Below are 13,324 nucleotides of genomic sequence, written 5' to 3' on the forward strand. Positions count from 1 at the left end.
ATGAATACACTTCGAGCAGGTATTCATCATATTGAATTTTGGGTAGCGAATTTAGAGGAGTCCATTTCTTTTTATGATATGTTATTTTCTATAATTGGCTGGAGAAAGTTAAATGAAGTAGCATATAGCACAGGAGAAAGTGAAATATATTTTAAAGAAGTAGATGAAGAAATCGTAAGAACTTTAGGACCAAGACATATTTGTTACCAAGCTATTAATAGAAAAGTAGTTGATGAGGTAGCAGAATTTCTTTCTAGCACGAAAATAAAGATAATACGTGGTCCGATGGAAATGAATCATTATTCGGGAGGGTACTATACGATTGATTTTTATGATCCGAATGGGTTTATTATAGAAGTGGCTTACACACCAAATGTAGAAATGTAAGGAGGAATATACATGAAAACAATTACAACATGGCAAAACAATATACAAATAGTAAAAGATGCAACGAATATTGCAGAAATTTCTAAAGGTTTTTCACCGGATAAGAAATATATAGTTACGACAATTGATGAGGAAAAATATTTGTTACGGATTGGCGATATACAAGAGTATGAAAGAAGAAAAATAGAGTTTCAAATTTTAAATGAAATGGAAAAACGTAACATACAGGCACAAAAGCCGATTGAAATAGGTATATTGGAAGATGAAAGTGTATGCTATAGTATTTTTTCGTATTTAGAAGGGGAAGATGCAAAGAAGCTATTGCCTACGTATTCACCAAAAGAACAATATGAAATTGGTATAGAGGCAGGAAAAGATTTAGCAAAAATGCATACATATGAAGCTCCTAATGATATACTTCCATGGTATGAAAGAGCAATGAAAAAACATAGTAAATATTTAGAGGCATATAAAACATGTGGAATAAACATAAAAAATGATGATAAAATCATAAAGTTTATTGAAGAAAATGAAATATCTTTAAAGAACCGCCCCAATCGATTTCAACACGATGATTTTCATTTAGAAAATATAATTGTACGGGATGGAAAATATGTAGGTGTTGTTGATTTTAATGGCTACGACTGGGGCGATCCACTTCATGATTTTGTGAAAATTGCACTGTTTGCAAGGGACATTAGTATTCCGTATTCAATCGGACAAATAGAAGGATACTTTAATAGAAAAATACCAGAGGAATTCTGGAAATTATACACGGTGTACGTTGGTATGACAGTTTTCTCCTCAGTTGTCTGGACATTACGAGCAGCGCCGCATATGTTAGATGATATGTTAGAGCGCCTTACTATAGTTTTAGAGGATCATAATAACTTTGAGTTATCGAAGCCAATTTGGTTTCAACCAAATAAGATTGATATGAAATAGAAAAGGTAGGTGTGATTCGCACCTACCTTTATTTTTTACCATCAAAATACTTATTTAATTTTCTTAAATGCAAGCGGCTGAGTACTTAGCGTAGCTGGTACATGTAACTGAAGGGAAGGGAATTCACCGTTCACACTCATTTCATATGCAAATAATAGATTCATCTTCATTTGGAATAAATCAACTTTTGCAGAAAAGATGTCGTAATGATGATGTGTTAATTGAATGTCCATCTCCATAAATTGTACAAATAACGAATCATCTCGCTTGTATACTTGTAATGTTCCGTATGCCGGATGTTCGAAAGTACCAGTATAATCCTCTAATTTATGAGAAGGTGTAGTTCCTTTAATTTGTTCTGGAATGGATTCAGTTGCTTCTTTTATCATTTCCTTCATTTTTTCAGTATCTTCTACAGCACGTTTATGCCAATCAATGGATTCTAATTCAAGTAGTTCGTCATAAATTTGATTAGCGAGATAAGTAGGAAGTAATGTTCCTCCAGCATTCGTTAAAATGACAAGGCCTATGTTTTCTGTTGGTATGAATGAAACAAGCGCTGAAAATCCATCGATATTACCGCCATGATGAATTACTTTTTTACCACGATAAGCGCTAATAAACCAACCAAGACCGTAACTATTTAATGGAGATTCAGGGAGTGATAAAACCGGTTGGTCTGGAATGGAATTGTGTGGTGTATACATTTGTTGTAATAATTCAGAGGAGATTAATTCATGATCTCCAAATTTTCCTTCATTTAAGTGGAGAAGTACCCAATTTGCCATATCTTTAATTGTAGAATTGATACAACCAGCAGCGCCAACGGTATCAATGTTGCGGAATGGAACTTCTTTTATTTCACCGTCATTTTCAATGTAAGGTAAAGCGTATTCATCTGTCGTTTGTGAATCGGTAACAGAGAAGTTTGTATGTCTCATATTTAAAGGTTCTAAAATATGTTCTGTAGTGTATTGCTCCCACGTTTGATTTGTTATGTTTTCTACAATATAGCTAATTGTCGCATACATTAAGTTGTTATATAGAAATGATGTGCGGAACGGTGCATCAAGTGGTAAATGTTTTATTTTTTCAACGAGATCTTTTCGAGATAAGGAAGAGCTGTACCAAAGGGCATCATGACGACTTACCCCGGTACGATGAGAAGCTAAATCTCTTCCTGTAACTTGTGAACTAGCAAGTAGTTCAGATAAAGAGAAGTTAGGTATATAAGACTGGACAGGAGTATCCCAATTAAACCTTTTTTGCTGTGCTAACAAACTTAATGAAAGTGTGCCAAAAGCTTTCGTTGAGGAACCAATTGCGAACAAAGTACGCGGTGTAACTAGTTCTTTTGTCTCTAGATTTCGATAGCCAAATCCTTCTGAAATAATAACTTCACCGTCTTTTATAATAGCTACAGCAGCTCCCGGGACGTTTAAATCCTTCATCATTTTTTCAACCGTTGTTTGTAAAGAAGTCATAACAGGCGTTTCAATTTTAGACATACTTCTAACCTCCAAATATAATTTTTGTTCTACCGCACTATACTTTCGGTAATAGAAAATGAAAACCTTTTTAAATATGGAAAGTTAATAATTTTGTAAGGATGAATAAAATTATTATTTATTTAGAATTTTATTTTTATTATAATTAATTTAAATTAAGATTTAGAAAAGATGGTGAAGAAGTGTGCTAACAATAAAAAAATTGCTCTGTGATAATAAAAATAATCCGATAGGTATAGATTCGAAAGTTGTTAAAATTAGTTGGCAAATCGAGTCGAGTAAACGAAATGTAAAACAACTTGCGTATCAATTGCAGGTTGCGAAGGATAAAGAGTTTCAAACTATAGTATTCGATTCACAGAAGGTAGAAACAGATCAAAGTTTATATATACCAATTAATTCGTTTTCATATAGTACGGAAACACGCTATTTTTACCGAGTGAAGGTATGGGATAATTACGGAGAAGAATCACCTTGGTCAGAAGTAGCATTTTGGGAGACTGGATTACAAGGGCAAAACTGGAGCGGAAAATGGATTGCTGCGAAAAAAGAACGCACGCAAGTTATGTCTTTTCATAAAAGCTTTTCTATTAAAAAATTAGTTAAAAAAGCACGTTTATATATGACTAGTTTAGGATTATACGAGGCTTCTATAAATGGAGAGCGTATTGGAGATTGTTATTTTACCCCTGGATGGACAAGTTATGATAAAAGGATATTGTATCAAACATATGATATAACGCATGTATTAAAGATTGGGTATAATGATATTTCTACTCTGGTAGGTAACGGCTGGTATAAAGGGCCGATTACTATGCAGCATGTACGTAATTATTACGGGAAAAGACGTGCGATAATTGCTCAAATACATATCACGTATGAAGATGGAACGAAAGAAAAAATTGTAACAGATGAAACATGGAAAGTAACTCCAAGCCCTATTTTGTATTCGGAAATTTATGAAGGAGAAGTTTATGACGCTAGGCTAGAAGAAAGTGAACAAGTGCTAGAAGATGGTGAAGTAATTGAGCATTCCAAACAAATAATTGTTGCACAGGAAAATGAAGCGATTCGTAAAGTGAAAATTATAAAACCAATCGCTATTTCAAAACTACCCAATCATGAATGGCTTATTGATATGGGGCAAAATATGGTAGGTTGGGTTCGGTTTAAAGTCCGTCATGTTTATACTGGACAAAAGATAGAATTGCATCATGCTGAAATATTAAATAAAGACGGTTGCTTTTATACTGGGAATCTCCGAAAGGCAAAACAAAAAATAGTGTATATAGCAAAAGGAGAAGAGGAGGAAACGTTTGAACCTCATTTTACTTATCAAGGCTTTAGATATGTGAAAATAAGTGGATTAACCCAGCCCCCTCAAATAGCAGATTTTGAAGGGTGTGTATTACATACAGATATGGAAAAAGCAACAGCATTTGAAACGTCTAATCCATTAATCAATCAACTTCATCATAATGTGGAGTGGTCTCAAAGAGGGAACTTCTTTGATGTGCCAACAGATTGTCCGCAGCGAGATGATCGACTTGGATGGACAGGAGATGCACAAATGTTTATTGGGACAGCTACGCAAATTATGAATGTGCAATTGTTCTTTAAAAAATGGCTCCAAGATTTATCATTAGATCAAAATGTGAATGGAGCTGTGCCATTAGTTATTCCAGATGCATTTGGGAAAAGAGCGGATTTTGATTTACATACTTCTGGCGGTTGGGGCGATGCAGCAATTATTTGTCCATGGGTTCACTATTTACATTACGGAGATGTATCCATTTTAAAAGAGCAATATAACAGTATGAAGAAGTATATAGATTACATACGTTCACAAGGTGAAAATGAGTATTTATGGGATACAGGCTATCATTTAGGGGATTGGCTCGCATTAGATACGAAACCTGATGTATATGAAGGCGGAACAGACAAGCATTTTATTGCGACAGCTTATTACGCGTATTCTACATCGCTTTTACGAAAGGTTGCTGAGATTTTAGGTGAAAATACAGATGCTAAGTTTTATGCTGAGCTACATGGAAATATTGTTCAAGCGTTTCAAAATGAATTTGTTACACCGAATGGTAGGTTAATTTCAAATACCCAAACAGCCCACATATTAGTACTTCTTTTTGAACTAGTGAAAGATAATGTGAAGGAGAAAGTATTTAATCGATTAATTGAGCTTTTAAAAGCAAATAAAAATCATTTAACAACAGGTTTTATAGGAACACCGTATTTAAATTTAATATTAAGCAAGTTTAACCGTCATGACCTTGCTTGTAAGCTTCTATTTCATGAAGATTATCCATCATGGTTATACCAAGTGAAACGAGGTGCCACAACGATTTGGGAACATTGGGATGGTGTGAAAGAGGATGGAACCCTTTGGAATGATAGTATGAATTCGTACAATCATTACGCATATGGTTCTATCGTTGAATGGATATACCGATATATTATTGGATTAGAAGTGGATGAAACAAAACCAGCATATAAACATTTTTATATTCAGCCTCATTTTAATTCTAATCTAGATTGGGTTTGTATTAAGCGTGAAACAGCATATGGGGAAATTAAAATTGATTGGCGTGTAGAACATGGACAAGCAGTATTGAACGTTGATGTGCCAACAAATACATCTGCTACATTACGAATAGTGGAAGATGATTGGAGGTCAAGTGATATGCCTGAAATGAAATTAGGTTCAGGCGCATATGAATTTAGATTTTGTAAGAACATACAGAAGTAGAATTTTGTTAAGTATAGAAATGTTTTTTTATAAATTTAGTTTGTTCAATCTGTTAGCATTAAATTTATGATAAAATCCATATAGACTAGAGATTTGAAAGAAGGTTTTTCTACATATGAAACATGCTGAAAATGAATACTTAAATTTATGCCGCCATGTAATGGAGCATGGTACGAAGAAAGAAGACCGTACAGGGACAGGCACTGTATCTGTATTTGGATATCAAATGCGTTTTGATCTAAGTAAAGGTTTTCCTTTATTAACAACAAAGAGAGTGCCGTTTCGACTTGTAGCAAGTGAGCTACTTTGGTTTATGAAAGGTGATACAAATATTCGTTATTTATTGCAGCATAATAACAACATTTGGAATGAATGGGCATTTAAGAGTTGGGTAGAAAGTGAAGAGTATACTGGTCCTGACATGACTGATTTCGGTCTTCGCTCACAACAAGATGAGGAATTTAAAGTTCAGTACGATGAGCAAATGGAATTGTTTAAAAAGAACGTTTTAGAAGATGATGATTTCTCAAATAAATATGGTTATTTAGGAGACGTATATGGTAAGCAGTGGCGTGCTTGGAAAACGACAGCTGGTGAGACACTCGATCAATTAAAAGATGTAATTGAAATGATTAAGAAAACACCAGATTCGCGTCGCCTAATTGTTTCTGCGTGGAATCCTGAAGATGTACCAAGTATGGCATTACCGCCTTGTCATACGTTATTCCAATTTTATGTAGCAGATGGCAAACTTTCTTGTCAGCTATATCAAAGAAGTGGTGACATATTCCTTGGAATTCCATTTAACATTGCAAGTTACTCGTTACTAACACATTTAATTGCACATGAATGTGGACTTGAAGTAGGAGAATTCGTTCATACAATTGGAGATGCACACATTTATACGAATCATTTTGAACAAGTAGAAAAGCAATTGGCACGTGAACCACGTCCATTCCCGAAACTTATATTAAATCCAGATGTGAAATCTGTGTTCGATTTTGAAATGGAAGATTTAACAATTGAAGGATATGATCCACACCCAGCAATTAAAGCACCGGTTGCAGTGTAATTGTAGAGGAGATGAAAAGATGATAGTTTCATTTATGGTCGCAATGGACGAGAATAGAGTAATTGGTAAAGATAATAATTTACCTTGGCGCTTACCGAGTGAATTACAATATGTAAAGAAAACAACGATGGGTCATCCGCTTATTATGGGAAGAAAGAACTATGAAGCGATTGGTAGACCACTGCCTGGAAGACGTAATATTATTGTAACTCGCAATGAAGGGTATCATGTTGAAGGATGTGAAGTAGCACATTCTGTAGAAGAAGTGTTTGAGCTATGCAAAAATGAAGAAGAGATCTTTATTTTTGGCGGAGCACAAATTTATGATCTCTTTTTACCTTATGTAGACAAGTTATATATAACAAAAATCCATCATGCATTTGAAGGAGATACATTCTTCCCAGAAATGGATATGACAAATTGGAAAGAAGTTTTTGTTGAAAAAGGTTTAACGGATGAAAAAAATCCGTATACGTACTATTATCATGTATATGAAAAGCAACAATAATAATAAGGATTGATGTGAATATTCGCATCAATCTTTTTATTTATATCCATCAATATAGGTTTATAGATGAGATTCGATAGTGCTATAATGAAAGGTAGCATGTGAAAATGCTAAAATTTTCAAGAGTATTAAGAGAGAAAGAGGAGGAGAATCGATTGAGAAAGATATGGGGGATTCTTTTTCTTTGCTTAACATTCATGTTAGTCGGATGTGGTAAAGAAGAAAAACCACAAGAAGCATTTGATACATATGCAAAAGCATGGAATAAACAAAAATTTGCAGAAATGTATGATCAATTATCAGAAAAGGCAAAAAAAGATATTTCAAAGAAAGAGTTCACTGAGAAATATGAAAAAATTTATTCTGGCATTGAAGTGAAAAACTTAAAAGTAGAAGCAGGAGAAGTAAAAGAAGATAAAAAAGATGAAGGTCCTGTTCCTTTTAAAGTAAGCATGGATACTGTTGGTGGTAAAATCAATTTTGCCCATGAAGCAAAAATGGTGAAAGAAAAGGATGGAGATAAAGAATCTTGGAAAATAGATTGGACTCCTGATTTTATATTCCCAGGTATGACGAAAGATAGTAAAGTGCGTATGCAAACGACAGAGCCGAAGCGCGGAGAAATATATGACCGTAACGGTAAATATCTTGCGGTAAATGGTAAAGCTTCTGAAATCGGATTGATTCCTGAAAAATTAGGGGATACAGCTCCGCAAACGAAAGAAACGGTAGCGAAGTTACTAAATATGTCTGTCGAAGAAATTGATCAAAAACTAGCAGCTAAATGGGTAAAACCAAATTACCTTGTACCAATTGGAATATTGCCTGAAGGAGCAACACAAAATACGTACATAGATTTACCTGGTGTTGCAACAAAACCAGTAAATGTTCGCTCATATCCATTAGGAGAAGAAGCCGCACATCTTACTGGCTATATTGGAAAAGTGAATGCTGAAGATTTAAAAACGTTACAAAAGAAAGGTTATCAAGCAGATGATCCAGTAGGTAAAGCTGGTTTAGAGCAAGTACTGGAAGAAAAGCTACGCGGTAAAAAAGGTGGGCGTGTCTTCGTAGAAGATGCACAAGGAAAAGAAATTAAAAATTTAGCAAAAACAGATGCTGTTGATGGAGAAAATGTAACTTTAACGATTGACAGTGCAGTTCAAAGCGAAATTTATAATGAAATGAAAAATGAGGTAGGATCAAGTGCAGCAATTAATCCAAAGACTGGAGAAACACTTGCACTTGTGAGCACACCAGCTTATAACCCAAATACCCTTACAAGAGGGGCGTCAAAAGCGCAACGTGATGCGGTAAATAATGATCCGAAAAAACCGATGACGAATCGATTTACACAATTATCAGTTCCAGGTTCTGTATTTAAGCCTATTACAGCAGCAATTGGTCTTGAAACGAAAACGATTGATCCAAAAGAAGAGTTAAAAATTGAAGGATTGAAATGGACAAAAGATTCTTCTTGGGGTAATTATTATGTAACGCGTGTAAAAGATGCAAATCCGATTGATTTTGATAAGGCGATGAAATACTCGGATAATATTTATTTCGCACAAGAAGCTTTGAAGATCGGGAAAGACAAATTTATGAGTGAAGCGAAAAAATTCGGATTCGATGAGAAATTACCAATTGAATATGGATTCCCAGCTTCTAAAATCGCAAATGATAGTATTAAAAATGATATTCAAATGGCAGACACAGGTTATGGACAAGGACAAGTATTAATGACGCCACTCCATCTAGCATTAACGTACGCACCAATTGTTAATGATGGAAACATACCTTCTCCATATATTATTAAAACAGATAAGCAACCAAAAGTTTGGAAAGAGAATGTAATTTCAAAAGGCAATCAGGATATATTAAAAACTGCTATGACGAAAGTAATTAATGATCCAGATGGTACTGGGAAAATTGCTAAAATTGATGGCATGACTCTTGCTGGAAAAACAGGTACAGCGGAATTAAAAGTATCAAAAGAGGCTGAAGGAAAAGAACTAGGCTGGTTCGCTGCATTTGATTTAAATTCACCAGATATGGTTATTACTATGATGATTGAAGATGTAAAAGGTAGAGGCGGAAGTAATATTCCAGCTGAAAAAGTAAAACATGTATTTCAAAAATAATATGTAATAAAAGGTTAGCTCTATAATTTGTAGAGCTAGCCTTTTTCTATGAAAGAATTCTTAATATCTATATACTGAATTTTAAGGAAACAAAATAAATCATTAACTTACGAAAAAAAAGTAGCTATTTTTTATTGACATCGAATGAAACTTTTTGTATTATACTTACATAAGGTAAGTTATTTACTTTCAAATTATAAATCTCAAATTAAAGATAAAATGTAGAAAAGGGAGAGAATACAATGACAAAAGTACTATTTATTACAGCAAATCCAAATTCAGCAGAAGGTTCTTTCGGAATGGCAGTAGGGGAAGCATTCATCGAAGCTTATAAAAACGAACATCCACAAGATGAAGTTGTAACAATTGATTTATTCAATACTACAGTACCGGCAATCGATGCAGATGTATTCGCTGCTTGGGGTAAATTTGCAGCAGGTGAAGGATTTGAAGCTTTAACTGAAGCTCAACAACAAAAAGTTGCAGCAATGAACACAAACTTAGAAACATTTATGAATGCAGATCGTTATGTATTTGTAACTCCAATGTGGAACTTTAGCTACCCACCAGTAGTAAAAGCATACTTAGACAACGTAGCAATCGCAGGTAAAACATTCAAATATACTGAAAATGGTCCAGTTGGCTTATTAGAAGGTAAAAAAGCACTTCACATTCAAGCGACAGGTGGCGTATATTCTGAAGGAGCATACGCAGCTGTAGACTTCGGACGCAATCACTTAAAAACTGTATTAGGATTTGTCGGTGTAAATGATACTGAATATATTGCAGTTGAAGGTATGAATGCAAACCCTGAAAAAGCACAAGAAATTAAAGAAGCAGCAATTGCTAATGCTCGTGAATTAGCAAAACGTTTCTAATCTATCATACTTAAAAATGTCCAAACACTTGTTGTTTGGACATTTTTTCTTCTTTTTCCTTCGTTTGTCTAGTATAATGAAGGTCGGAATGATAATAGGTGGGGGTTCTGTATGATTCAAACGTTTTTTAAAATCTTTTATTTAATTTTAATCGTAATTGCGATTACACCGAGAATGTGGCGTCTTAAAAGACAAGTAAATACGATGTCGCCACAAGAAAAAGATAATGCTGTGTACAAAACGACAAATTGGTTTGGTAAGAAAATGGTACGTGTAGCTGGAGGAACAGTAGAAGTTAAAGGACTTGAAAATGTTCCGAAAGACAAGCCGGTACTAGTTGTAAGTAATCACCAGAGTAATATGGATATCCCTGTTTTACTAGGTTATTTAAATAAACCAATTGGCTTCGTTTCAAAGGCAGAGATTAAAAAGTTCCCAGTTGTACCAACTTGGATGGAACTTATGAATTGTGTATTTATGGATCGTAGCAATCGCCGCCAGTCACTTCAAGCGATTAAAGATGGGATTGAACTATTGAAGAATGGACATTCTATCGTAATTTTCCCTGAAGGAACGAGAAGTAAGGGTGGGGAAGTTGGAGAGTTTAAGGCTGGTAGTTTTCATCTTGCTGTAAAATCTGGTGTAGCAATCTTACCTGTAACATTAGATGGGACATATAAAATGTTTGAAGCAAATGGAAATCGTATGAAGCGAGCTCGTGCAACAGTAACAATTTCTAAGCCGATTACACCTGAAGAGTATGCGACTATGGATATTAAAGAGTTAACGAAGCATACACAGGATGTTATCGCATCACAATTACATAAGTAATAAAAAAGGTTTCAGCTTACATAAAGCTGAAACCTTTTTTATTATGCCGTAGGTAAGACGTAAAAGAGTACGCAGAAGAACATCATTGCGCTACCACCTAATACGAAAAGATGCCAAATGGCATGGTTGAAAGGTAACTTTTCCCAAAGGAAGAATATAGCTCCTACAGAATATAAAATTCCACCTGCTAAAAGTAGTGAAAAACCATGTCCAGTTAGATTTTCATAAAGCGGTTTAATAGCAACGATTATGAGCCATCCCATTATGATATAACATAGCGTCGATGCCTTAATAAAGCGACGTACAAAGAAAATTTTGAAGATGATACCCCCGATTGCAAGGGTCCATATAATTGCGAGTAACGTCCAACCTAATGGTCCACGAAGCGTAATAAGTAAAAAAGGAGTATATGTGCCAGCGATTAATAAATAAATGGCTGAGTGATCTAGTATAGTAAATAATTTTTCTACTTTTGGATGGTGAATGCTATGTAACAATGTCGAAAACAAGTACAGTAAGAACATGCTTACACCGTAAACCGTAAATGCAACAACAGCAGATGCGGTACCATGTTTAGAGGCATGAATAATCAATATGATTAAGGCAGGGATGCTTAAAATGGCACCGATACCATGTGTAATTGCATTTGCAATTTCTTCTTTCACAAATTGTGTCATTCGTGTCATTTTTTCAGTCATAATGGTAATCCTTTCTACTATTATAAAGTGAAACTTTAATCAGTGGGGGGGCATCCCCCCACTGATTTTCAGCTCTCACCAATCGGGCTTTTACGGGCAGCCCACCCCCACGTAACTTCTTTGCTTGCACTGAATTTTAAGGTGTGGTTCTTACTGCCCGTTAAAGCGGGATAAAATAATATGTCATTTCCCTTACCATATCATACACAAGAGCAATAGAAAATGAAATTTGTATAATTGATTATATTTTTGAATTTTTTTGACAAAAGGTAATGGTTTTGTTGACGTTTTCAAACTTTTTTGACAAAATAAAATTATGCAATAGTAGGACAAGGAATCTACTAATAAAGGGGATGGAGAAATGTTTTCAAATATTGGCTTTCCAGGATTAATTTTAATTTTAGTAGCTGTACTTATTTTATTTGGGCCGAAAAAATTGCCGGAAATCGGAAAGGCTTTAGGGGAAACGTTAAAAGAATTTAAAAAATCAACGAAAGAATTGACTGATGATGCATTTCAAGAGAAGGAAAAGAAAGAAAAAATGTAATGAATTTTCTTCGAAATGGATAAATAAAGTGTGGTGAACGAGATGGAAGATCGGGAAATGAGTGTAGTAGAACATATAGTTGAGCTTCGCAAACGAGTAATATATACCGTGTTATCCTTTGTACTATTTTTAATTGTTGGGTTTACTTTTACGAAGGATATTTATTTTTGGCTTGTAAAAGACTTACCAATGAAATTAACTGTTCTCGGTCCAAGTGATGTATTGTGGATTTTTTTCTCGATTGCTACAGTATTTGCTATCGTTTGTACAATTCCTTTTGCTGCTATACAAATTTGGTTATTTGTAAAACCGGGTTTACATGCAAATGAACAAAAGATGACGTTAATGTATATACCGGTATTGTCTATATTATTTATTGCAGGTTTATGCTTTGGATATTTTGTTGTAATGCCGTTTTTATTTCATTTTTTAACTACGATAGGTAATGAAATGTTTAATACGATGTTTACGACAGAAAAGTATTTTCATTTTGTTCTTAATTTAACAGTTCCATTTGCTGTAATTTTTGAATTGCCAGTAGTAGTAATGTTTTTAACGAGTATTGGACTATTGACGGCGGAATTTCTAATAAAAATAAGAAGGTATGCTTACGTAGCATTGATTATCATTGCATCGTGTATATCACCGCCAGATTTTTTATCACATAGTTTAGTTGCGGTACCGCTTATTTGTATTTATGAAATTAGTATCGCTTTATCAAAGATTGTGAGTAAGCGAAAAAAGAAAAGAGAAGAAGAAATTCAGTCGAAAAGTGCCTCGTTATAAAGGCACTTTTTTTATTTATTTGTTATACTCTAGTTATAAACGTATACAATATAGAGAAGAAAAAAATTATAGAATCTCCAAAATTTAGACAAACTTTGCGCTTTTATAAGTTTATACTGAATATATTAAGCAATATACGGATAACGAGTCCTTATCTTATTAGGAATTTAGGGTGGGGGATGGATTAGGTGAAGATGAATAGAGTATAAATCTTCTAACCAAAAGGACTACAGAGATTGTCTAAGGATACTTTTGTATT

12 protein-coding genes are annotated in these 13,324 nt (G+C 34.2%); 10 read left to right on the top strand and 2 right to left on the bottom strand.

The features are described 5' to 3' along the window. Both NST14_RS11265 and NST14_RS11270 read left to right on the top strand, forming a co-directional pair. Window positions 1–387 (top strand): VOC family protein, encoded by a 387-nt coding sequence (locus NST14_RS11265; RefSeq protein ID WP_001094657.1) that lies wholly within the window; start codon window positions 1–3, stop codon window positions 385–387. 12 nt (window positions 388–399) lie between these two features. Continuing rightward, window positions 400–1,332: an aminoglycoside phosphotransferase family protein gene (locus tag NST14_RS11270; RefSeq protein ID WP_000849688.1), complete on the top strand. Its 933-nt coding sequence runs from the start codon at window positions 400–402 to the stop codon at window positions 1,330–1,332. A gap of 50 nt (window positions 1,333–1,382) precedes the next feature. Here the strand turns inward: NST14_RS11270 and NST14_RS11275 are convergent, their stop codons facing one another. After that, window positions 1,383–2,840: a serine hydrolase gene (locus NST14_RS11275; RefSeq protein WP_000034338.1), complete on the bottom strand. Its 1,458-nt coding sequence runs from the start codon at window positions 2,838–2,840 to the stop codon at window positions 1,383–1,385. Between the two features lie 184 nt (window positions 2,841–3,024). On the opposite strand from NST14_RS11275, the gene NST14_RS11280 reads away from it, so the two are divergent. The 6 genes from NST14_RS11280 (at window position 3,025) to NST14_RS11305 (ending at window position 11,034) form a co-directional block, all read left to right on the top strand. Beyond that, on the top strand, window positions 3,025–5,604 hold the full coding sequence (locus NST14_RS11280; RefSeq protein ID WP_000955697.1) for an alpha-L-rhamnosidase: 2,580 nt from the start codon (window positions 3,025–3,027) through the stop codon (window positions 5,602–5,604). Between the two features lie 115 nt (window positions 5,605–5,719). After that, window positions 5,720–6,676: a thymidylate synthase gene (locus tag NST14_RS11285; RefSeq protein ID WP_000679613.1), complete on the top strand. Its 957-nt coding sequence runs from the start codon at window positions 5,720–5,722 to the stop codon at window positions 6,674–6,676. A gap of 19 nt (window positions 6,677–6,695) precedes the next feature. Further along, window positions 6,696–7,184, top strand: coding sequence for a dihydrofolate reductase (locus NST14_RS11290; RefSeq protein ID WP_000637198.1), 489 nt, complete (start codon window positions 6,696–6,698; stop codon window positions 7,182–7,184). Between the two features lie 155 nt (window positions 7,185–7,339). Beyond that, entirely contained in the window at window positions 7,340–9,325 is a 1,986-nt protein-coding gene (gene pbpC, locus NST14_RS11295) for a penicillin-binding protein 3 (protein WP_001227220.1), read from the top strand. A 242-nt stretch (window positions 9,326–9,567) separates the two neighbouring features. Further along, a complete protein-coding gene (locus tag NST14_RS11300; RefSeq protein WP_000170021.1) occupies window positions 9,568–10,203 on the top strand; it encodes an FMN-dependent NADH-azoreductase in 636 nt (211 codons plus the stop codon). Window positions 10,204–10,314: 111 nt separating this feature from the next. Continuing rightward, the gene (locus NST14_RS11305) at window positions 10,315–11,034 is read left to right on the top strand and encodes a lysophospholipid acyltransferase family protein (protein WP_000616591.1); all 720 of its coding nucleotides are present in this window, start codon (window positions 10,315–10,317) and stop codon (window positions 11,032–11,034) included. Between the two features lie 41 nt (window positions 11,035–11,075). On the opposite strand, the gene trhA is transcribed toward NST14_RS11305, so the two are convergent. Continuing rightward, entirely contained in the window at window positions 11,076–11,732 is a 657-nt protein-coding gene (gene trhA / locus NST14_RS11310; protein WP_000136894.1) for a PAQR family membrane homeostasis protein TrhA, read from the bottom strand. 361 nt (window positions 11,733–12,093) lie between these two features. Between trhA and NST14_RS11315 the strand changes: the two genes are divergently transcribed. Further along, on the top strand, window positions 12,094–12,279 hold the full coding sequence (locus NST14_RS11315; RefSeq protein ID WP_000492443.1) for a twin-arginine translocase TatA/TatE family subunit: 186 nt from the start codon (window positions 12,094–12,096) through the stop codon (window positions 12,277–12,279). A 42-nt stretch (window positions 12,280–12,321) separates the two neighbouring features. Beyond that, window positions 12,322–13,065, top strand: coding sequence for a twin-arginine translocase subunit TatC (tatC, locus tag NST14_RS11320; RefSeq protein WP_000390137.1), 744 nt, complete (start codon window positions 12,322–12,324; stop codon window positions 13,063–13,065). Window positions 13,066–13,324 lie beyond the last annotated feature (259 nt).

This window comes from Bacillus sp. FSL W8-0519 (assembly GCF_038005585.1).
GTDB lineage: Bacteria > Bacillota > Bacilli > Bacillales > Bacillaceae_G > Bacillus_A > Bacillus_A paranthracis.